This window comes from Rhizobium sp. WSM4643 (genome assembly GCF_025152745.1).
GTDB lineage: Bacteria > Pseudomonadota > Alphaproteobacteria > Rhizobiales > Rhizobiaceae > Rhizobium > Rhizobium leguminosarum_I.
Map to the genome: position 1 here is coordinate 3,391,154 of NZ_CP104040.1, position 20,672 is coordinate 3,411,825.

At 59.4% G+C, this 20,672-nt stretch carries 19 protein-coding genes and 1 pseudogene; 8 read left to right on the top strand and 12 right to left on the bottom strand.

The features are described 5' to 3' along the window. Positions 1-177: 177 nt before the first annotated feature. Positions 178-3,564, top strand: coding sequence for a hybrid sensor histidine kinase/response regulator (locus N1937_RS17030; protein WP_260056594.1), 3,387 nt, complete (start codon positions 178-180; stop codon positions 3,562-3,564). Continuing rightward, positions 3,557-4,477: a response regulator transcription factor gene (locus N1937_RS17035; RefSeq protein WP_260056595.1), complete on the top strand. Its 921-nt coding sequence runs from the start codon at positions 3,557-3,559 to the stop codon at positions 4,475-4,477. Before N1937_RS17030 ends, N1937_RS17035 begins: the two co-directional genes overlap by 8 nt. 134 nt (positions 4,478-4,611) lie before the next feature. Here the strand turns inward: N1937_RS17035 and N1937_RS17040 are convergent, their stop codons facing one another. The 7 genes from N1937_RS17040 to N1937_RS17070 form a co-directional block, all read right to left on the bottom strand. Then, entirely contained in the window at positions 4,612-5,583 is a 972-nt protein-coding gene (locus tag N1937_RS17040; protein ID WP_260056596.1) for a 2-hydroxyacid dehydrogenase, read from the bottom strand. A 137-nt stretch (positions 5,584-5,720) separates the two neighbouring features. Further along, a complete protein-coding gene (locus N1937_RS17045) occupies positions 5,721-6,842 on the bottom strand; it encodes a branched-chain amino acid ABC transporter substrate-binding protein (RefSeq protein ID WP_017965836.1) in 1,122 nt (373 codons plus the stop codon). Between the two features lie 120 nt (positions 6,843-6,962). Beyond that, entirely contained in the window at positions 6,963-7,316 is a 354-nt protein-coding gene (locus tag N1937_RS17050) for a DUF6867 family protein (RefSeq protein ID WP_017965837.1), read from the bottom strand. A 19-nt stretch (positions 7,317-7,335) separates the two neighbouring features. Then, complete coding sequence (locus tag N1937_RS17055; RefSeq protein ID WP_170281526.1) at positions 7,336-8,079, bottom strand: ABC transporter ATP-binding protein; 744 nt, start codon at positions 8,077-8,079, stop codon at positions 7,336-7,338. Further along, positions 8,079-8,954 carry an ABC transporter ATP-binding protein gene (locus N1937_RS17060; RefSeq protein WP_020486146.1) on the bottom strand — a complete coding sequence of 292 codons (876 nt, stop codon included), beginning with the start codon at positions 8,952-8,954 and terminating at the stop codon, positions 8,079-8,081. The genes N1937_RS17055 and N1937_RS17060 overlap by 1 nt, the downstream gene beginning before the upstream one ends. Next, positions 8,954-10,345 (bottom strand): high-affinity branched-chain amino acid ABC transporter permease LivM, encoded by a 1,392-nt coding sequence (gene livM, locus N1937_RS17065; protein WP_017965840.1) that lies wholly within the window; start codon positions 10,343-10,345, stop codon positions 8,954-8,956. Before livM ends, N1937_RS17060 begins: the two co-directional genes overlap by 1 nt. Before the next feature lie 4 nt (positions 10,346-10,349). Next, on the bottom strand, positions 10,350-11,252 hold the full coding sequence (locus N1937_RS17070) for a branched-chain amino acid ABC transporter permease (RefSeq protein ID WP_017965841.1): 903 nt from the start codon (positions 11,250-11,252) through the stop codon (positions 10,350-10,352). A gap of 540 nt (positions 11,253-11,792) precedes the next feature. Here N1937_RS17070 and cysQ point away from each other — a divergent pair. Together cysQ and N1937_RS17080 are read left to right on the top strand one after the other, a co-directional pair. Then, on the top strand, positions 11,793-12,590 hold the full coding sequence (gene cysQ / locus N1937_RS17075) for a 3'(2'),5'-bisphosphate nucleotidase CysQ (RefSeq protein ID WP_170278840.1): 798 nt from the start codon (positions 11,793-11,795) through the stop codon (positions 12,588-12,590). 643 nt (positions 12,591-13,233) lie between these two features. Next, on the top strand, positions 13,234-13,959 hold the full coding sequence (locus N1937_RS17080; RefSeq protein WP_170278839.1) for a sugar transferase: 726 nt from the start codon (positions 13,234-13,236) through the stop codon (positions 13,957-13,959). A gap of 116 nt (positions 13,960-14,075) precedes the next feature. Here N1937_RS17080 and N1937_RS17085 read toward each other — a convergent pair. Next, positions 14,076-14,918 (bottom strand): annotated as a pseudogene (locus N1937_RS17085) (response regulator transcription factor). A gap of 399 nt (positions 14,919-15,317) precedes the next feature. Between N1937_RS17085 and sciP the strand changes: the two are divergent. Further along, positions 15,318-15,593: a CtrA inhibitor SciP gene (gene sciP / locus N1937_RS17090; RefSeq protein WP_007533628.1), complete on the top strand. Its 276-nt coding sequence runs from the start codon at positions 15,318-15,320 to the stop codon at positions 15,591-15,593. A 23-nt stretch (positions 15,594-15,616) separates the two neighbouring features. Here sciP and N1937_RS17095 read toward each other — a convergent pair whose 3' ends face one another. Further along, a complete protein-coding gene (locus N1937_RS17095) occupies positions 15,617-16,183 on the bottom strand; it encodes a paraquat-inducible protein A (protein ID WP_260056597.1) in 567 nt (188 codons plus the stop codon). 54 nt (positions 16,184-16,237) lie between these two features. Between N1937_RS17095 and N1937_RS17100 the strand changes: the two genes are divergently transcribed. Continuing rightward, positions 16,238-16,516, top strand: coding sequence for a GNAT family N-acetyltransferase (locus N1937_RS17100; protein ID WP_017965846.1), 279 nt, complete (start codon positions 16,238-16,240; stop codon positions 16,514-16,516). A 418-nt stretch (positions 16,517-16,934) separates the two neighbouring features. On the opposite strand, the gene N1937_RS17105 is transcribed toward N1937_RS17100, so the two are convergent. Further along, positions 16,935-17,285 (bottom strand): hypothetical protein, encoded by a 351-nt coding sequence (locus N1937_RS17105; RefSeq protein ID WP_024319371.1) that lies wholly within the window; start codon positions 17,283-17,285, stop codon positions 16,935-16,937. 436 nt (positions 17,286-17,721) lie between these two features. Here N1937_RS17105 and ctrA point away from each other — a divergent pair, with 436 nt between their 5' ends. Beyond that, complete coding sequence (gene ctrA / locus N1937_RS17110; protein WP_003542362.1) at positions 17,722-18,423, top strand: response regulator transcription factor CtrA; 702 nt, start codon at positions 17,722-17,724, stop codon at positions 18,421-18,423. A gap of 234 nt (positions 18,424-18,657) precedes the next feature. On the opposite strand, the gene N1937_RS17115 is transcribed toward ctrA, so the two are convergent. Beyond that, positions 18,658-19,020 carry a response regulator gene (locus N1937_RS17115; protein WP_003542364.1) on the bottom strand — a complete coding sequence of 121 codons (363 nt, stop codon included), beginning with the start codon at positions 19,018-19,020 and terminating at the stop codon, positions 18,658-18,660. Between the two features lie 120 nt (positions 19,021-19,140). Then, positions 19,141-19,788 carry a histidine phosphotransferase ChpT gene (gene chpT / locus N1937_RS17120; protein ID WP_026154325.1) on the bottom strand — a complete coding sequence of 216 codons (648 nt, stop codon included), beginning with the start codon at positions 19,786-19,788 and terminating at the stop codon, positions 19,141-19,143. A gap of 194 nt (positions 19,789-19,982) precedes the next feature. Between chpT and N1937_RS17125 the strand changes: the two genes are divergently transcribed. Next, a complete protein-coding gene (locus tag N1937_RS17125; RefSeq protein WP_170278836.1) occupies positions 19,983-20,570 on the top strand; it encodes a DUF1134 domain-containing protein in 588 nt (195 codons plus the stop codon). The last annotated feature ends 102 nt before the right edge of the window (positions 20,571-20,672 follow it).

Genomic DNA, 20,672 nt, shown 5'->3' on the forward strand with positions numbered 1-20,672 from the left:
TGATACCCGAAATGATTGAACGAACGCCGGGAGAGTTAGAGCTCTCATGTGACAGATCAATTGCAAAAATATTGCCATTCTGTGAACCTGTCGGTGCCCGCCTCTTGCCTTTCCCAACCATCCCGCCAAAACTGCCGGAGAGACGATGAGCCCAACCGGAATGCCGGAAAGGAAGACATGGCAGCGCGCCAACGCATCATTCCGGTGAGACGCGAATACAATCGCTGGGTCGCCAACCAGACGCTGGAAGATTACGCGTTGCGCTTCACCGCAAAGAGCGCTCGCCATTTCTCCTCGCAGCGGATCTCGCAGACGGCGATCGGCGCGATCTCCTTTCTGGCGCTGGAGGCGATCGGCGGCGCGATCACTCTTTCCTACGGCACGACCAACGCCTTTTACGCCATTATCGTCGCCTCGGTCGCCATGCTGGCGATCGGCCTGCCGATCAGCCGCTACGCCATCCGTCACGGCGTCGACATCGATCTTCTGACGCGTGGCGCGGGCTTCGGCTATATCGGCTCGACTATCACCTCGCTGATCTATGCGAGCTTCACCTTCATGCTGTTTGCGATCGAGGCATCGATCATGTCCGGCGCGCTGGAGCTCACCCTCGGCATCCCGCTCTGGATCGGCTACATCATCAGCGCCGTCATGGTAATCCCGCTGGTGACGCACGGCGTGCGGCTGATCAGCAAGTTCCAGTTGATGACCCAGCCCTTTTGGATCGTGCTGAATATCCTTCCCTTCATCTTCATCGCCTTGTTGGACTGGGAAAAATTCGATCTCTGGCGCGCCTTCGCAGGCATCCGCCATGCCTCCGGCCCGCCCGGCACCATCGCCGAATTCGATCTGGTGGAGTTCGGCGCTGCCTCCGCCGTCATCCTGGCGCTGATGTCGCAGATCGGCGAACAGGCCGACTTCCTACGCTTCCTGCCGCCGGACCCGCAGCGCAAGTGGCGCCACCGCCTGGCGATCTTTCTCGCCGGGCCCGGCTGGGTCATCATCGGCGCACCGAAGCTGCTTGCCGGTTCGTTTCTGGTCGTGCTGACCTTCACTTCGGGCGTCCCCCTCGATCGCGCCGCCGACCCGGCGCAGATGTATCTGACCGCCTTCGGCTACATGGTCCCCTGGCATAATGCCGCGCTGCTGCTGATGGCCGCCTTCGTCGTCGTCTCGCAACTGAAGATCAACGTGATGAACGCCTATGCCGGCTCGCTCGCCTGGTCGAACTTCTTCTCGCGGCTGACCCACAGCCATCCCGGCCGCGTCATCTGGCTGGTCTTCAACGTCGCAATCGCCCTGCTTCTGATGGAACTCGGCATCTACCGGCTGCTGGAGGAAACACTCGGCATCTTCTCGATCATCGCCATGGCCTGGCTCTGCACGATCTCCGCCGATCTCTTCATCAACAAGCCGCTGGGCCTTGCTCCCCCGGGTATCGAGTTCAAGCGCGCCCATCTCTACGACATCAACCCCGTCGGCCTCGGCGCCATGACGTTGTCGGCGGCCGTGTCGCTGATCGCTCATTTCGGCGCCTTCGGCGATATTGCCGCCTCGCTCGCGCCCTATATCACCCTCGTCGTCGCATTGATCGCCTCGCCTGTCATCGCCTGGGCGACCAAAGGCAAGTTCTATCTCGCTCGCAAGCCGCGCCACAGCTGGAAGAACCTGACGAGCATCACCTGCTCGGTCTGCGAACATCCCTTCGAACCGGAGGACATGGCCTGGTGTCCGGCCTATGCCGCGCCGATCTGCTCGCTCTGCTGTTCGCTCGACAGCCGTTGCCACGACATGTGCAAGCCGGCCGCCCGTTTCAACGCCCAAGTCGGCACCGTCGCCAAGGTGCTGCTGCCTCAGACCATCATCGAGAAGCTGACGACACGCCTCGGCCGCTACGGCATCGCCGTCGTGCTGGCATTGACCGCCATCGGCGCCATCCTGGCGATGATCGCCCATCAGGTCGCCGCCGCCTCGCCTGAAACGGGTGAGGTCGTCAACCGCACCATCCTCATCGTCTTCTTCGTCTTCTCGGTGATATCAGGCGTCGTCTGCTGGTTCTATGTGCTTGCCCATGACAGCCGCGTCGTCGCCGAAGAGGAATCCTCGCGCCAGAACACGCTGCTGCTCAAGGAAATCGCCGCCCACAAGAAAACCGACGCCGCCTTGCAGAACGCCAAGGAAACCGCCGAGGCCGCCAACCGGGCCAAGAGCCGCTATGTCGTCGGCTTGAGCCATGAATTGCGCACACCGTTGAACGCCGTGCTCGGCTACGCCCAGATCCTCGAGCGCGACGAAACGATCCCGACGCCGCGCCAGTCTTCGATCAAGGTCATCCGCCGCAGCGCCGAACATCTCTCCGGCCTGATCGACGGCCTGCTCGATATCTCGAAGATCGAGGCCGGCCGCCTGCAGGTTTACTCCAACGAGATCAACATCCAGGATTTCCTCGACCAGATCGTCGATATGTTCCGCCCGCAGGCCCAGGCGAAGGGGCTCGTCTTCATCCATGAGCGCTCGCCGGCCTTGCCGCAATTCGTCCGCACCGATGAGAAACGGCTGCGCCAGATCCTCGTCAACCTGCTCTCCAACGCCATCAAGTTCACCGACGAGGGTAGCGTTACCTTCGATGTCGGCTATCGCAGCCAGGTCGCGACTTTCACCGTCGCCGACACCGGGCGCGGCATCAGTGAGAAAGACCTGACCCGCATCTACGAGCCTTTCCAGCGTGGCGAGGCCGAAAGCGTGCGGCCAATGCCGGGGCTCGGCCTCGGCCTCACGATCACCCGGCTTCTGACCAACACGCTGGGTGGAGAGATCTCGGTTGCAAGCGTGAAGGACGAAGGCTCGACCTTCCGCATCCGGCTGATGCTGTCCGCCGTCATGCGCGCCGTGGCCGCCGCACCGCACGAAAAGCGCATTGTCAGCTATGACGGGCCGCGCCGCACGGTCGTTGTCGTCGACGATAACGAAGACCATCGCGAGATGATGCGCGAAATCCTGGCGCCGCTCGATTTCATCGTGCTGACGGCAGCGGGCGGCGGCGAATGCCTGACGCTGATCGAGGGCATTATGCCGGACCTCTTCCTTGTCGATATCCTGATGCCCGGCATGAACGGCTGGCAACTCGTCTCGCGTCTGCGTGAGGCCGGCCAGACGGCGCCAGTGCTGATGCTGTCGGCCAATATCGGTGACGCGGCTGTTCTCAGCGACAGCGACGACAGCCACAATGATGCAATCGGCAAGCCGGTCGACATCCGCCAACTCCGTGACAAGCTCGCCTTGCATCTTGGCCTGAAATGGATCTATGCCGATGCCGCGCCTGCCGTTCCCCTTAAGATCGAAGCGCCGATGCTGAGCCCCGGTGCTGCCCATGTGCAGGAACTGCTGCGGCTCGGCGAGATCGGCTATATCAGAGGCATCGAAGCCAAGCTTTCGGACCTTGCCAGGACGGAGGCAAATCAGCCATTCACCGATGAACTTCGCACCTATGTCGCCGCCTTCGATCTCGCCGGCTTCATGACCTTCCTGCACGACTTCGACGAAAAGGTGGAATCCATTGGCTGAGCCAGCCTCCCTCCCCCGTGACATCGTTCTGCTCGTCGACGACTCGGCCGAAGCACTCGGCTTTTTGACCGACGCACTCGAACAATCCGGCTTCTCCGTGCTGATCGCCACGTCGGGCACGGCGGCGCTTGGTATCGTCGAGCGCATCACGCCCGATCTCATCCTGCTGGACGCGGTGATGCCGAGCATGGACGGCTTCGAGACCTGCCGTCGGCTGAAGGCGAATGCCGCGGCGGCGCAGGTACCTGTCATCTTCATGACGGGCTTGACCGAGACCGAGCATGTTGTGCACGCGCTGGAATCCGGCGGCGTCGATTATCTCAGCAAGCCGATCAACATCGACGAACTGCGCGCCCGCATCCGTGTCCATTTGCGCAACGCTCGCTCGGCCCAAAGCGCCCGCATTGCGCTGGACGCAGCTGGCCGCCATCTGCTGGCAGTCAAGGGCGACGGCGCCATCCACTGGTCAACGCCGCAGGCGACACGGCTGGTCAATGCCGCCATGGGCAGCGACGACGGCATGGAAATCGTCGTCCGCCATATCGCTGGCTGGATGCGCGAGCGGGTCGCGGCGGTGCGCGACGGCATCATCTCGATCGCCCATGCCGGCCAGGCGGCGCTGCAGCTCGCCTTCCTGGGCGCAATCGGCCCTGACGAATATCTCTTCCGCCTCACTGCCGCCAATCAGCGCAGCGACGACGAGGTGCTGCGCCAGCGCTTTTCGCTTACCCAGCGCGAATCCGAAGTGTTGCTCTGGATCGCCAAGGGCAAGGCCAACCGCGACATCGGCGAAATATTGGGACTGTCGGCGCGGACGGTAAACAAGCACCTCGAACAGATTTACGTGAAGCTCGGCGTCGAGAACCGGGCCTCGGCCGCCGTGAAAGCCACGCATGTGCTGTACGAGATGTGAGACGGTGTTGGAGGCTGGAACAGCATGATTTTAGGCGTGTTCGGCCTAAAATCTGAATCCTGTTCTAAATTAAATGGTGAGAGCATGATGTCGCCTGAAAACCGCTCACACTTTTCGGCATCATGCTCTAGCCGCTAAACCACCCGGTCCGGCGCATCCCTGCCCTCGAAAAACGCCGTCACGTTGTCAACCACCTTCATGCCCATGGCGGTCCGCGTCTCTTCCGTAGCACTGCCGAGATGTGGCAATACCATGACGTTCTCCATCCGCCGCAGTGCCTCCGGCACATCAGGTTCCGCCTCGTAGACGTCAAGCCCGGCGCCGCGGATCTTGCCCGCCTTGAGCGCTGCAATCAGCGCCGCCTCATCCACCACGTCGCCACGCGCCGTATTGATGAGAAAGGCGCCCGGCTTCATCGCCGCAAGCCGCGTCGCATTCATCAGGTGTCGGTTCTTTGCTCCACCTGGGCAATGCAGCGAGACGAAATCGGCCACCGCCAGCACGGCCTCGATCGTCGGCAACTGCCGCGCGCCGTAACGCGCCGCCTCCGCCGGATCGATCGGTGAACGGTTGAAGAACACCACATCCATGCCGAAGCCGAAATGGCAGCGTTGCGCGAAGGCCTTGCCGATTCGGCCGAAACCGATGATGCCGACCGTCTTCCCGGTCACCTTGGTGCCGACCATATGCGTCGGGCACCAGCCCTTCCATTCACCAGCGCGTACCTGCCGCTCGCCCTCGCCGCCGCGCCGGGCAACCGAGAGCAGCAGCAGCATGGCGATATCGGCCGTGCAGTCGGTCAGCACACCCGGCGTGTTCGTCACCGCAATGCCTCTCTCCTTGGCAACTGATATATCGATGTGATTGTAGCCGACGCCGAAATTGCCGAGGATCTTGGTGACGACAGGGGCGCCGTCGAAGACGGCGGCCGGCAACCGATCGGAAACCGTCGGCAATACGGCATCATAGGTCGAGAGCGCCAGCCGCATCTCGCTTTCGCCGAGCGGAATATCGTCACGATTGAACGTCGCATCGAAACGTTCGGCAAGGACAGTTTCCACCGTGGCTGGCCAGCGCCGGGTGACGAGAATGCGGGGTTTGGACATGGACGGTTCCGCTCAATGCTTCAAAACGATGCCAAGAGTTAGACCAGCCAGGCGAAAATTGAAACGTCCGCAAAAAGAAAGAAGCCCGGTCGGAGAACCGGGCTTCGATAATCTTATCCCATAAAAGGGAGCGAGGCTTACATGCCCTGCGGGAAGTAGCTGTACTTGCCGTCCGGACCCTTCTTCCATTCGTACATGATGTAGCCAGGGATCTTCGGGTCGCCCTTTTCGTCGAACGAAATGTCGCCGAGAACGGTCGGGAACGGGCCCTTTTCCTTCATGGCCTTGGCAACGGCCTCAGGATCCAGCGAACCGGCAGCCTTGGCGGCCCCGGCGATCGTCTGCATCGCAGCGTAGGAATAGAGCGTGTAGGCTTCCGGATTGAAACCAGCGGCCTTGAACTTTTCGACGAGTTCCTTGTTCGCAGGGTTCGCAGTCGGATCGGGGCCGAAGGTGTTCAGCGTACCGGCGACGGCGTCGCCAGCAATCGAGGCCAGTTCGTTCGAAACGATACCGTCGCCCGAAACCAGCGTCGCCTTCAGACCCTGGTCAGCCGCCTGGCGGATGATGAGACCAGCTTCGGTGTGCAGACCACCCCAATAGATGATCGAGACGCCGGCTTCCTTCATCTTGGCGATGAGGGCCGAGAAATCCTTGTCGCCGACGTTGATGCCTTCGTATATGACTTCCGTGACGCCGGCGGCGTTCATAGCCTTCTTGGTTTCGTCGGCAAGGCCCTGACCGTAGGGGGTCTTGTCGTGAACGACGGCGATCTTGGCGTCCTTGAAGTGATCGGCAAGATACTTGCCGGCGATGGCACCCTGCTGGTCGTCACGGCCGCAGGTGCGGAACGTGTTCCAGAGGCCCCGTTCCGTGAAGGTCGGGTTCGTCGCGGCCGGGGTGATTTCGAGGATGCCGTTTTCGGCATAGACTTCCGAAGCCGGGATCGAAACGCCCGAGTTGAAGTGGCCGATGACGAACTTGACGCCGTCAGCAGCGAACTTGTTGGCGACCGAGATGCCCTGCTTCGGGTCGGAGACGTCGTCGCCGAGTTCGATCTTGATCTGTTCGCCGTTGATGCCGCCAGCCGCGTTGATGTCGGCGACCGCCTGCTCCGCACCCTTCTGGAGCTGAGCGCCGAACGCAGCGTTCGGGCCAGTCAGCGGACCAGCGACAGCGATGAGAACGTCGGCCCACGCGTTGCCGCTGAAGGCGACCATCGCCGTCAGAGCCACTGCCGACAGAAGAGACTTTTTCATATTATTACTCCCAATTTTTGGGCGGGTTCCGGTCCAAGGCCCAGCGCACTACCCACCATTGACTGCGCCAGGAAAGCTGTTCCACTCGGAAGGCAATTCATGCCTAGTTTCAACGGACTGTCAATGTTTGTCCTTCCACGAAAACGCGGAAGTTTTTTCGTACAGCCAGTAATAGTTGTTAACCATCTGATTGGTGCGGCGGTAGCGGAAGCCGGCCGTAGAGAACACCAGCAGCGTCACGAAGTCGAGGATATAGTAGAAGGCGCTGAGCATCGGGCCATTGAACAGGGCATGATGCAGGAACTGCATCGCCCAGGCGAGCAGGAATGTATAGACGATGACCAACGGATAGTCGGCCCAGCCTTCGGCAACCGCTTTGCCGGCGCGCCATGCCGTCCAGAAGCCTAAGAGCAAGACGATGACACGGATCGCCACAAGGGAGCCGGCATCCGCTTCGAAGAAAAGTCCCTGCATGTCAAACTCTCCTTTCGACCTAGTGTCTTCCGCCTTCGAGATAGGCGGCGCGGACCTCGGGATTGGCAAGAAGCTCCTTGCCGGAGCCGCTCATCGTCACCTTGCCGTTCACCATCACGTAGGCGCGGTGAGAAAGCCTGAGGGCGGCGAACGCGTTCTGCTCGACGAGGAAAACGGTCAGCCCCTCCGCCTCGTTGAGCTTCTTGATCGCCTCGAAGATGCCCTTGACGATCAGCGGCGCAAGACCGAGCGAGGGTTCATCGAGAAGCAGCAGCTTCGGGCGCGCCATCAGCGCGCGGCCGATCGACAGCATCTGTTGCTCACCACCCGAAAGTGTTCCGCCCCGCTGGGCGTGACGTTCCTTAAGCCGCGGGAAGAGCGTAAAGATCTTCTCGACGTCTTCGGCGAAGTGTTTCAGACTATCGAGGCCGGCGCCCATCTGAAGATTTTCCAGAACCGTCATGCGCGGGAAGATGCGGCGGCCTTCCGGCGACTGTGCAATGCGTAGACGGGCGATTTCATGCGTCGGCATGCGGGTGATGTCGCGGCCCTCGAAGACCACCGAACCGATGCGGGCCTGCGGGCTGCCGCAGATCGTCATCATCAGTGTCGACTTGCCGGCGCCATTGGCGCCGATCAGGCTGACGATCTCGCCCTTGTTGACGTGGACATCGACGCCGGCCAGCGCCCGGATATTGCCGTAATAGGTTTCGACGCTATTCACCTGAAGGAGCGGTTGACCCGTCATTACTTCATCGCCCATCAGTTTGCGCCTCCTTCGAGCTGCTCGACGGCTGCGATCACCTCTTCCACTTCTTCATCCTCGACGCCAAGATAGGCCGCGATGACCCTCGGATCGTTCTTCACGTGATCCGGCGTGCCATCGGAAATCTTCTGACCGTATTCGAGGACGACGACGTGGTCGGAGATTTCCATGACCACCGACATGTCGTGCTCGATCAGCAGGATCGACGTTCCTGTTTCGGCGCGAATGCTCTTCAGCAGCGCGTTGAGCGTTGCCGATTCCCGTGGGTTGAGGCCGGCAGCCGGCTCGTCCAGGCAAAGCAGCTCCGGACCGGTACACATGGCGCGGGCAATTTCGAGACGCCGCTGGGCGCCATAGGGCAGGTCGCCGGCCGGGTCGTCGGCGCGGTCGATCAGGTCGGCCTTCTCGAGCCAAAAACGGGCGAGCTCGATTGCAGCGGCCGCTTCCCGCCTATAGGGGCCGACACCGATAAGGCCGAGGATCGTATAACCCGATGCCTTCATCAGCTTGTTGTGCTGGGCAACCAGCAGGTTTTCGAGAACGGTCAGGCCGGAGAACAGCCGGATGTTCTGGAAGGTGCGTGCGACCTTGGCTTCCCTGGTGATGCGAAAGTCCGGCAGACGCTCGAGCAGATATTGCTTGCCGCTCTTCTGGTTGAACGTGATCATGCCCATCGTCGGCTTGTAGAAGCCGGTGATGCAGTTGAAGACAGTGGTCTTGCCGGCGCCGTTCGGCCCGATCAGCGCGGTGATATCGCCGCGCTTGGCTTCGAAGGAGAAGTCGTTGATGGCCATCAGGCCGCCGAACTTCATCGACAGGTGCTCGACCTTGAGAAGAGTGTCGTCAGACATCGTATTCTTTACAGGGCTCATCAACCATGGCCCTCCTTGATGAAGCTTCCGGATATCGCCTTGCGCGCTCTGAGGAAGGCTGTCGGCTCACGCGAGCCGACGAAGCCGCGCGGCTTGAACAGCATGACGACGACCATGGCGAGGCCGAAGATCAACATGCGGTAGAGTTCGGGCGTAAAATCGGGTCCGAAGATCAGTTTTAGGAAGCCCATGCTGCGCAACAACTCGGTGCCGCCGACCATGACGATGGCGGCGATCGCGATGCCGGTCAGCGAGCCCATGCCGCCGAGAACGACGATGGCCAGAATGACGGCCGATTCCAGGAAGACGAAGGATTCCGGCGAAACGAAGCCCTGGCGGGCGGCGAAGAACGAGCCGGCGAAACCGGCAAACATCGCGCCCGTCGCAAAGGCAGTGAGCTTAGTCGTCACCGTATTGATGCCGAGGGAACGGCAGGCGATCTCGTCTTCGCGCAAGGCTTCCCAGGCGCGTCCGATCGGCATGCGGCGCAGGCGGATGGTGACATAGGCCGTCAGCATGCAGAGCGCCAGGATCAGGTAAAAGAGGAAGATCTTGTAATAGGCCGAAGAGATCGGCAGGTGAAAGAGCTTGGCAAAGCCGCCGGCCGTCGCATCGAAGGGAATGCCGAAGAGTGTTGCCTTCGGGATGCTCGAGATACCGAAGGTGCCCTTCGTCACTTGAGTCCAGTTGATGAGGACGAGACGAATGATTTCACCGAAGGCAAGCGTCACGATGGCGAGGTAATCGCCGCGTAGGCGCAGCACCGGGAAGCCGAGAATGACGCCCCAGAGTGCCGCGAACATGCCCGAAAGCGGCAATAGCATCCAGAAGGACAGGCCGAAATAGGTCGAAAGCAGCGCGTAGGAATAAGCGCCGACGGCATAGAAGGCGACATAGCCGAGGTCGAGCAGGCCGGCGAGGCCGACGACGATGTTCAGCCCCCAGGCCAGCATCACATAGATCAAGATCTGGATGCCGAAATTGTCGACATATGTCAGCGAGCCCTGAGGGCCTTTGATCGCCACCACCACCATAGGATAAAGCAGCAGCGCGATCAGCGCGATCTTCAGGAAATGCCGGTGGAAGAAGCTCTTCTCGGTTGAGATGTCGAGTTCGCCGTGTCTCGCCTTTGCCAGCTTGCGGCTGTCGAGATGCGGCCGCAGGAAAACCACCGTGGCGAAGCGGCCGATGGCGGCGATCGCGACGAAGATCGCAAGCAGGCCCCAGCGCTGGACAATGATCAGTTCGTTGCTGATGTTCTGGTCGGTCTTGAGGCCGACATAGAGAACGAACATGCCGAACGACAGGACTGCGGCGAAAAGAGCTTCGGTAAGGCCTTTGCGGACAAGTCCGGCATCGGGCTTGCCTGCAGAATTTTCGATTTTTGCCATGACGTTATACCTTCTCGACTTCCGGCCGCCCGAGGATGCCGGTCGGCTTGAAGATCAACACGAAAGCCAGGATCGCAAAGGTCGCGACGTCCTTGTAGGCGATGGTGAAGTATGCCGACCACAGCGACTCGATAAGACCGATAAGTAGGCCGCCGAAGACGGCGCCGGGTAACGAACCGATACCGCCGAGAACGGCTGCCGTGAAGGCCTTCACACCAGGCGTGAAGCCGTCGTTAAACGAGGCGACGCCATAATACATCAGGTACATCGTGCCGGCGACGGCTGCGAGTGCCGCACCCATAACGAAAGTGATCGAGATCGTCTGGTCGACGTTGACGCCGAGCAGCGCCGCCATCTTGCGATCCTGCTCAGTGGCGCGCTGGGCACGGCCGAGTGCGGTACGATTGACGATGTACCAGAAGATCGTCAGCAGCACCGCCGTGATCACGATGATGATGATCTGTTTCAGCGACACCGAGATGTTGCCGAACTGGTAGACCGAGCTCACCATCGGCGGAATCGGCTTGTTGCGCGGACCCTGTGTCACCTGGATGAAGTTGGACAGCGTGATCGACATGCCGATCGCGGTAATCAGCGGCGCCAGGCGGAAGGAACCGCGCAGGGGACGGTATGCGACGCGCTCGATCGTCCAATTCCATAAACTCGTCATCAACATCGCGACGACAAGCATCGCCAACAGCAGAACTGCCACCGGGAGACCTGCGAAGATGGATGTGAGGACGAGGAAGACGATAAGAGCGGCGAAACCACCAAGCATGAAGATGTCGCCATGGGCGAAATTGATCATGCCGATAATGCCGTAAACCATCGTATAGCCAATAGCCACAAGGCCATAGATGGATCCGAGCGTCAGCCCGTTTAAGAGCTGCTGGACGAAATACTCCATATGTCGTTTTCCCCTGGATGCGAGCGAAACACGCTGCATCTCTTTTTGGTTCTTCAGTTCTCCGTTTCAGAGAACCTCATAGGCCGAATGCATAGCGGTTTCGTTGGAAATGTGAAGACAAAAAGGATTTACTCCGACAGATTCTTGTCAGAACAGGCCTAAATGGCGCGTTTTGAACCAAAATCCACAGAAAAACGGCAGAGCAGGGCCTATTTTTAGCCAGAAACTGCCACTGGATTAACCATCCGGAGATATCGCCGTCGATTTCTTGCTCCGCTTGCCGCGTAAGCTATTCCACAGAATTGGAAGATGGAGCAAATTCAGACCCCAAGGCAGCCTCTTTGACGAATGTCATTTCACGAGCGATGCCTGATCTTCGTCTGACAAGGCTGAAAACTTATGGTAGCATCATCTGGCTGTGCATTGAGGGATGCGGAGCACGACGGGGAACACCATATAAACTTGAGTATCTGGTTGTGACAGGGGGTTTGCGGACGAGCGACAATGGGTGCTCGCCGCGTGGCGAACGGCAAAAGGACAATGCTGAGGACATTTGAAAAGGCGGCGCTCGAAGCCGGCAGGGCCATCATCACGATCCTGCGCGAAGGCTTCCCCGTCGCTATGAAGGCGGATGCAAGTCCGGTCACGGTCGCCGATGAGGAAGCCGAACGCATCATCCTCGCTCATCTCGCCAGAGATTATCCCGAAATACCCGTCGTGGCGGAAGAATCGGTTGCCGCCGGCAAGGTGCCCGACATTGCCGGCCGTGGCTTCTTCCTGGTCGACCCTCTCGACGGCACGCGCGAGTTCGTCGACGGGCGGCAGGAATTCACCGTCAACATCGCCTATATCGAGAACGGCGCCCCGGTGGCGGGCATTGTCTACGCGCCAGCGCTCGGGCTTGCCTTTTCGGGAGAACGCGGCCACGCTGAAAAGCTCGTCGTCACGGACGATTTCGCAGTTGGCGCTCGCACCACAATCACTGTGCGCGAACAGCCCGCCGACAGGTTGGCGCTTGCAAGCCTTCGCCACAACAGCCCCGAGACCGGAAGCTTTCTCGCCGACCACGCGATCTTCAAATGCACCAATATCGGCTCCTCGCTGAAATTCTGCCTGCTGGCCGAAGGAAAGGCCGACGTCTATCCGCGCTTTACCCGCACGATGGAATGGGACACCGCGGCCGGCGATGCGGTGCTGCGCGCCGCCGGCGGTTCGACGGTGACGCTGGACGGAATGCCGCTGACCTACGGCAAGACGGGAAAGGCGGCCGATTTCGACTTCGCCAACCCGAACTTCATCTCCTGGGGCGGCAGGAAACGCATCCTCGAACCGGCGTGACCATCCTCAGGATCGCTGAAGACCGGCAAGCGGCGCGATTCTCTGCATCGTAACCATGAGCTCAGACCTGTCGCGACAATCCGCGACCGGCCTCCGGCGTGCGCGCCTCAACTGAGCAAGCGTTCCTCCTTAAAGCGCGTCCACGATTCCCTTTCCAGCTGTGAAGTGATTCGCGTTATCGGCCCTCATTGAGCGATTCGGCGGTGAATCCGTTGCCCTGCATCTTTTCAAGACGCCGCGCGCCAACAATCCTGCCTTGGTTTTGTCACATTTCAGCACGCCTTCGACAGTGCTCGATATCTTCATCCGAAAAATTTCGCCGCGTGTTCCGTTAAGAAATATGCTTAAGAGACCCGGTGAACGTGTCGAAACAGCACGTCGCCAACCCCCGGTGAACCCCTGCCAAAGGCCTAAAAACTTTGACAAAATTCCAATTATTAACGAAATATCATGAGCTTGCCTCAACTTAACGCAAGTGCGAAAGATTTGTTGCGATGCGATATTTCTCTGGACACCATTACACAATTGTCGCATTTTTCCGTTTTAGTAGGGTTACTAAGACCTGAGTGCAGCCCTGGTGACAGGGTTAACCATTGATCGCCTATTGCCGCCGCGCCCCCTCGAAGACAACAGAGTACGATCCTTGAGCATCACGGAACTAAACAACAGCATTTCGACAGAGTCCTTCCGGCCGAGCCGCCGCCAGCAGCCGAGCCTGAAGATCCAGACCCCTGTTATCCATAGCGATGCGCCGCAGGCGCCGTTGGTGGATCTCGTCCTGAAGCGGGCGTTCGACATTTTTTCGTCGTTGAGCGCCCTCCTCGTCCTCGCCCCCTTCCTTCTGTTCGTCGCCCTGCTGATCAAGCTTGACAGCCCGGGACCAGTGCTTTTCAAGCAGACCCGCTGGGGCAAGAACTGCAAGGCCATCAAGGTCTACAAGTTCCGTTCCATGCGCACCGACCTTTGCGACGTCTCCGGCGTTGCCCAGACGGTCAAGGACGACCCGCGCGTCACCCGCATCGGTGCCATTCTGCGCCGGACGAATGTCGATGAATTGCCGCAGCTGCTGAATGTGCTGCTGGGCCATATGTCGGTCGTCGGCCCGCGTTGCCATGCAATCGGCATGCGCGCCGGCGGCGTGCTCTACGAAGAGCTCGTACCGGAATACCATCAGCGCCATGCGATGCGTCCAGGCATGACCGGTCTTGCCCAGATGCGTGGCCTGCGCGGCCCGACCGATCGTCCGGCCAAGGCGCGCGCCCGCATTGCCAGCGATCTCTACTACGTCGGGAATTTCTCGATCTGGATGGACATCCGCATCATTGTCGGAACCGTCGTGTCGGAGCTGACCGGCGGTAAAGGCTTCTAAGCTTTAAGCTTTGTGAGAAGGGGCCGGCTGCCTTATGCATGTCGCCCACAAATGTGCAGCGGTTTTGGGAAACCGACATGTATGAGACAAAGACCTAACGCGCGATGTAACGCGCTTTAGAGCAGCCGGTACCGGAATGCTCTGGCGACCGCCTGCATGCGATTGACCGAATCGTGCTTGCGCATCGCGCTCTTCAGATAACCTGCCACCGTATGCGACGAGAGATCGAGAACGATCGCGATCTCGTCGCTGCTCTTGCCGGCCGCCGACTACAGCGCCGCGCGTCTTTTTAGACGCGCAAAGGACGCTGTAGCACTTTGAATTGCTGGCTGATTCCTTAAATCGATTCCCATTAAAGGAATCAGCCAGCGTCGCAAGCATTCGATTTCGCGCCGGGTAAGCGCCTCCGACGGACCGTCTTCCCCGCTGCCATTGCGCGAAACTTTGTCCAGAAGCTCCATGCAGCCGTAGAGCAGCGCCATAGCCTGCTCCCGTGTGGGCATAGGACGGCCGCCTGAGAAGACGAAGATGTATTATTTCAGGTCAGCGTCGTGTAGCGCGAAGGCGAAGGTATTCTTCAGCCCTTGCATCTGAAAGAGCGTGTTGAGTTTGCGGTTTTCCTGATTGGCGGCGCTGCCCGCAAACGCCCCCTCCTCGCAGAAGATCGGCACGATCGCGCTTCATCGCAGTCACCAGTCTGCCGCAATAGAAGAGATCGGCGGCCTCGTAAAAGCCGACAAGGCTTTGCGGCCATTTGCTGATCAGCCGGTTTTCGGTGAAAGCGGTACCGTCGCCCGCGGGAAAGCCGAGAGCAGATAGAAATCGAAGCCCGCAAGCTTCGCCATCTCGCCGAGCCGATCGTTGCCATCATTGAACGAAACCCCGGCGCCATCGGCCTGCGAAGGCGAAAATACAGCATCCTCAGCGCAGTCGTCGACTGCGCGCTCAGGTCTTTTCATCTTCGTAATCCTCATATAGCCAGCTTCGGCTCGGCCTCGCTGCCGGCGGCGAGAAGCTCGCGCCGGAGCATCAGCAAAGATGGCTTCTGCCTCGCATCCCGAGGACACGAAGCATCAAAAAGCGACTGGACTGATACAGCGGGAAGAACGGAGACGAAGTCTTGCGCTCATTCTTATGTTGCAGCGCTGATAAGATCATCCCGGGAAAACAGCTAATATTTATCCACATGGCTCCCATGCAGGCGCCACAAATTCCCGTAGCGGCAAGCGGCCGCTCCAAATCGCCGGCCAGGGCCGGGCGTCTAAATTTGTTATCAAAGTCTTACGATGGGTTTAGGCAATTTTTAAATGTGGCAGGCTAGAGTGGGGCTCGTGGTCTTGCGTTGTGTAGAGAGTCCAATGACCGAAATGATACGTCCCCGAGTGAAATATGTCATCGGCCCCGATGGCAGCCCCCTGACGATTGCGGATCTTCCGCCGCCCAATACGCGGCGCTGGGTGATTCGCCGGAAGGCAGAGGTTGTCGCGGCTGTTCGCGGTGGCTTGTTGAGCTTGGAAGAGGCCTGCGAGCGTTATACGCTCACGGTCGAAGAATTCCTCTCCTGGCAGTCGTCGATCAACAGTCACGGTCTCGCCGGCCTGCGCACCACGCGCATTCAGCAATATCGTCACTGATCACGCGCCAGCATCGACGACATCTATTTCGGGCCGGACGCATCTCCCATGAGGGAATGAAGAAGGCCCGAAATCATTGACGAGGCCGCGTAGCACCAGAGGCCGGGCTGCGTGAAGGCGTCGGCCAGCCCAGTCGTCTTCGCCGCCGCAATGACGATCGCAACCAGCAGCACGTCCATCATCGACCACTTGGACAGATGCGGTACGACGCGACGATAGAACAGGCTGCCGACCCCGCTGCCGGCGGCCGGCGCTTCTGCGGCGATCCCCATCGCCTCAGCTGTGATGCCGATCATCTTCAGAAGCGGGAGCAGGATCGAAACCAACGCGACGATCGCCGCCAGCAGCCCATCCCCGCCTTGCCAAAGCGAGACGATGATTTCGATGAGCGACGGCGTGTCGTCGAAGAAATATAGAGTCTCGAAACGGACCAGCGGTAAGACGAGGCCGAGCGCCAGGAAGAACGGCGCGGCCACGAGAAGCACGGGGCGAATCATCGAAAGCGCCTTCATTGCCGCGAACCTCGTATCGACCCTATATTTTGCATGAACACTCCGTCTCCTGCCTCTATTGCCTCCACGGCTTGGCATGACCGCGCCGCCATGTCACGGTCCGCCAAGACAAATCCGTTACGAGGAAAGACAATGGACATTCGAAACGAGGAAGGCGCCTCCGGCGGCCGTTATGCGGCCGAGGTCGAAGGACACGAGGCGGAGATGACCTATTCACGCACATCGCCGAAGCTCGTCATCATCGATCACACGGGCGTTCCCGATGCGCTGCGCGGCAAGGGTGTCGGCCAGGCGTTGGCGCTCCATGCTGTGGAAGCAGCCCGCACCGGTGGCTGGAAGATCATCCCGCTTTGCCCCTTCTTCAAGGCGCAGGCGCAACGCCATCCGGAATGGAAAGACGTCGTGAACTAGATGCGTAAAAACAAGGACCTAAAGCGCAAGGAGCGAATCTGAAAGATCGCAACGCGCTTTAGTCCATTGGCCCGAAAATCGGTATCGATTTTCGGAAAAGCACGATGCGAGATTGAAAGAGTTAGAGCGTCCTTTTGCGTGTCCGGAAGGGCCCGCGGCGCTCTAATGCGCGGGCTCAAAGACACGCAGCGGTTTTGGGACACGCGCAAAAAATGCAATCGCATCGTGTGAATCACGCTCGATGTGACCCGCTTTGGACCTAGCGTCTTCCATCGCTCGCGGCGTGACAACCTCGATTTCGGCGAGAGCCGCCCCAAGGCGCAAACACCAAAAGCCATGTATGACGGACAGCGCGCCCATCATACATGGCTTCTCAGTGGCGATGCCAGAGCGCCGAAGCCGGCGCCCGCCGTTTCTCTTACGCCCTTGCGCGGGCGGCGCCGTCACGCTCTTCCAGCGCTGTGGCCCTTGCATATTCCGCCTGCATCTCCTCGAGCGCCATTTCCAGCGTCTCTTCCTGCATCTTCAGTTCCTTGATCGAAACCTGCAGGTTGTCAGCCCGCTGACGCGCGGCCTTGGCGAAGGTCGGATAAGCAAAGTGATTCGGGTCTGATATACCGGACTTCTTTTCCTCGACGACGATCTGGCTCTCCAGATCCTTCGTCATCCGTTCGAATTCGGACATCATCATCTGCAACTGCTGCAACTGACGTCGTTTTTCATTCACCTGAAATTCCTTCAGGCGAACGAGACTTTCTCGCGACTTCATACGCATTACTCCCGTGATGCGAGACCCCGGCTCAACTTGAAACCGCCCTGCGCGCCGCTTTGACACGGTTTGCTAAAAAATTTCCTGCGATATTAACAAATACCTACCGCTGGTAACCTTTCGTTTACGGGCATCGTTAATGATAGGCCCGATGATTTAAGGGTCGGTAAATGCCGCGGCATGAAATTCGAACCTTTTCATTGGCGAGTCGGATGAATCACTTAGCGCTGTTTCCTAATGTTAAAGTAGAGGGACGCCTTTTTGAGATTCCTATTGGAAAACAGAGAAATGGAAAAATTGTTTAATAAATTCGATACTCCTTGCCAGAGTGAATTAGAATTTGTTAACCATTTCGTGGCAGCTTTCAAATCACGTAGCGTGTTCGGTATCGTGTAGGGGGCCAGACCACCTTTCGGCGGCGGTAAAGGGGATAATTATGCGGGTACTTCTAATCGAGGATGACAGCGCGACGGCGCAGAGCATCGAGTTGATGCTGAAATCAGAGAGTTTCAATGTTTATACCACCGATCTCGGTGAAGAAGGCGTCGATCTGGGCAAGCTGTATGATTATGACATCATCCTTCTCGATCTGAACCTGCCCGACATGTCCGGATATGAGGTGCTTCGCACTCTCCGACTGTCCAAGGTCAAGACACCGATCCTCATTCTGTCGGGCATGGCCGGCATCGAAGACAAGGTTCGTGGCCTCGGCTTCGGCGCCGACGACTACATGACCAAGCCGTTCCACAAGGACGAGCTCGTCGCCCGTATCCACGCCATCGTCCGCCGCTCCAAGGGCCATGCCCAGTCGGTCATCATGACCGGCGAGTTGATCGTCAACCTCGATGCCAAGACTGTGGAAGTCGGCGGCCAGCGCGTCCATCTGACGGGCAAGGAATATCAGATGCTGGAGCTGCTTTCGCTCCGCAAGGGCACCACCCTCACCAAGGAAATGTTCTTGAACCACCTCTACGGCGGCATGGACGAGCCGGAACTGAAGATCATCGACGTCTTCATCTGCAAGCTCCGCAAAAAGCTCGCCAATGCTGCCGGCGGTGCCAACTACATCGAGACCGTCTGGGGCCGCGGTTACGTTCTTCGCGAGCCGGATGGTGCCGAATACGCCGAAACCGCCTGATATTTTTCCGATCCCCTTATCGGACAAACGAAGATCCCGCCTTTTCGGCGGGATTTTTCGTTTCTGCTTACGATGGGCGAGACTCACCTGATGTAGAGGATCTTAGGCTGGATCAGCCTGAAGTGCCCTGTATCTCGATGAAGAAAATAGAACTTGGCAGCCGTCGAACGTGCTTGCACTTTCGGCGTCATGCTCCAGGGACGCCGACATCGGCGGGGAAAGAGGCCGCGCCGGTCAGGCGGCGATCGCGCGGTTTCCGAAAACGGCGGTCAGGATCTTGCGATCGAACGGCTTCAGCAGAAAGTCGGTGGCACCGGCCCGTTTGCCTGCCATCAGCTTCTTCAGATCCGCCTCGACGACGCAGTAATAGATCTTGACCTCTTTGCCGCCCTCCATGGCGCGGATGGCGGCGATGAGGTCAAGCGCACCTTCCATGCCGGAATCGACGATCAGATATTCCGGCAGCTCCGCCTGGCAGCGCTGCAGCGCCTCGCCGGCGTTGGAAGCTTCGCTGACGAGAAAGTCGAGTTCGGAGAGAATGCGCTTGCCGACCTTGCGGACGATGTCCGAATTATCGGTGATCATGAACCTTTGCATGGCCGCTCCTTTGCCCCCGCATTCGTCGTAGCAAGAGGCCTCTTACAACCCTGGAGAATAGGTCCATCAGGCTAAGGAATCGTTACCGGACGAGCCCAGGCACGCGTCCGCGCTCCGAAATCAGGCTGCCGCGGCCACCGCCGTGAACACCAGTTCGTCGGCACTGGCGCTGTGCTCAAGCGTCATCCCGCACTCCTGCGCCAGAAGCACGGTGTAATAGGGCTGGATCGAATGGGCGTCGATCGCCTCCTCGATGGTGCCGGTCGATATCTCGACGAATTTCGGCGGCAAGCGCATCAGTTTGCCTTTGGCCGTGAGCCTGAACCTGGCATCGAACTCGGGATTTTCGAGCGTTACCTCGAGCACGCCGCCGCGCGGAATGGCGGAATAGGCAACGAGGAAGAGGTTGAGCAGCAGCTTGACACGGTTCTTGGCGACGATGGCGCGCGGTCCGTTCCAGATCACTTCGGTCTTCTTCTCGGCGACGGCGAAATCCTTGGCAGCGCGTTCGGCTTCGCCGGTGTCGATCGAGGCTCCGACGGAACCCGATGCGCCGAAGGCCAGGCGTGCAAACTTCAAGCGGACGGAAGCGTTGAGCGCGCTGGTGCGGATCAGGTCCATCGCATCGGAATCGGCGCCGCCTTCATCCAGGAGTTCCAGGCCGTTGTTGATTGCGCCGACGGGCGAGATAACATCGTGGCAAACGCGGCTGCAAAGAAGCGCGGCCAGATCCGGGCCAGACAGAGTAAGATTTGGGTTCTTGGACATCATCGTCTCCTGAGGGGCGGCAATTTCATCGCGCCCGGAATATGCTTCATCAAAATTGCGCGAAGTTTGCGATCGTACTCGGCGCCATAATGACACCATATTTGGTAAACCGATTGTTAAGATCATCGGGGCAAAATGCACCAATCGCCGCGAGCGGTTGCCCGCTCCAAGCCAAACGACGAACGGATGACACCATGCGCCTTCGATTTCCGCACCGATTCATCGGCTTCTTCAGGTTGCTTTCGGCCCTCGTCTTCTCCTCGCTGATGGTTGCCGGGCCGGCCACCGCCCAGGACAACGGCCAGTACACGATTCAGGAAATCGTCGACGCCGGCCACTCCTTCTTCGGTTCCGCCAGCGGCGGACTTGCCAAGGTCGTCGAGAGTGCGTTCCAGAAATACGGCCTGCCAAACGGATATATCCTCGGACAGGAAGGCGGCGGCGCCTTCATCGCCGGTCTTACCTATGGCGAAGGCCAGCTGAACACCAAGAACGCTGGTGAACATAATCTCTACTGGCAGGGACCTTCGCTCGGTCTCGATTACGGTGGCCAGGGCTCGCGCGTGATGATGCTGGTCTACGACCTGCCCTCCGTCAACGGCATCTATGCGCGCTTCGGCGGCGTCAGCGGCTCGGCCTATGTGATCGCCGGCTTCGGTATGACCTTGCTCAAGAACAACGACGTGCTGGTCGTGCCGATCCGCACCGGCGTCGGCGCCCGCCTGGGCATCAATGTCGGCTATCTCAAGATCACCCAGGCGCCGACCTGGAACCCTTTCTGAGGCCGCAAAGCCACCGGAATCTGCCGCCGCTCACACCGGCGGCCTTGCCATGCGTGTCATGCGTGCTTAATTATCGCGGCTGACGCCGTATCAACCTTCTTA

Bases quoted from the DNA above. Each gene is read 5' to 3' on its own strand.
- N1937_RS17030 (WP_260056594.1), top strand. From the start codon at position 178: ATGGCAGCGCGCCAACGCATCATTCCGGTGAGACGCGAATACAATCGC.
- N1937_RS17040 (WP_260056596.1), bottom strand. From the start codon at position 5,583: ATGTCCAAACCCCGCATTCTCGTCACCCGGCGCTGGCCAGCCACGGTG.
- N1937_RS17045 (WP_017965836.1), bottom strand. From the start codon at position 6,842: ATGAAAAAGTCTCTTCTGTCGGCAGTGGCTCTGACGGCGATGGTCGCC.
- N1937_RS17050 (WP_017965837.1), bottom strand. From the start codon at position 7,316: ATGCAGGGACTTTTCTTCGAAGCGGATGCCGGCTCCCTTGTGGCGATC.
- N1937_RS17055 (WP_170281526.1), bottom strand. From the start codon at position 8,079: ATGGGCGATGAAGTAATGACGGGTCAACCGCTCCTTCAGGTGAATAGC.
- N1937_RS17060 (WP_020486146.1), bottom strand. From the start codon at position 8,954: ATGAGCCCTGTAAAGAATACGATGTCTGACGACACTCTTCTCAAGGTC.
- livM (WP_017965840.1), bottom strand. From the start codon at position 10,345: ATGGCAAAAATCGAAAATTCTGCAGGCAAGCCCGATGCCGGACTTGTC.
- N1937_RS17070 (WP_017965841.1), bottom strand. From the start codon at position 11,252: ATGGAGTATTTCGTCCAGCAGCTCTTAAACGGGCTGACGCTCGGATCC.
- cysQ (WP_170278840.1), top strand. From the start codon at position 11,793: ATGCTGAGGACATTTGAAAAGGCGGCGCTCGAAGCCGGCAGGGCCATC.
- sciP (WP_007533628.1), top strand. From the start codon at position 15,318: ATGACCGAAATGATACGTCCCCGAGTGAAATATGTCATCGGCCCCGAT.
- N1937_RS17095 (WP_260056597.1), bottom strand. From the start codon at position 16,183: ATGCCAAGCCGTGGAGGCAATAGAGGCAGGAGACGGAGTGTTCATGCA.
- N1937_RS17100 (WP_017965846.1), top strand. From the start codon at position 16,238: ATGGACATTCGAAACGAGGAAGGCGCCTCCGGCGGCCGTTATGCGGCC.
- N1937_RS17105 (WP_024319371.1), bottom strand. From the start codon at position 17,285: ATGAAGTCGCGAGAAAGTCTCGTTCGCCTGAAGGAATTTCAGGTGAAT.
- ctrA (WP_003542362.1), top strand. From the start codon at position 17,722: ATGCGGGTACTTCTAATCGAGGATGACAGCGCGACGGCGCAGAGCATC.
- N1937_RS17115 (WP_003542364.1), bottom strand. From the start codon at position 19,020: ATGCAAAGGTTCATGATCACCGATAATTCGGACATCGTCCGCAAGGTC.
- chpT (WP_026154325.1), bottom strand. From the start codon at position 19,788: ATGTCCAAGAACCCAAATCTTACTCTGTCTGGCCCGGATCTGGCCGCG.
- N1937_RS17125 (WP_170278836.1), top strand. From the start codon at position 19,983: ATGCGCCTTCGATTTCCGCACCGATTCATCGGCTTCTTCAGGTTGCTT.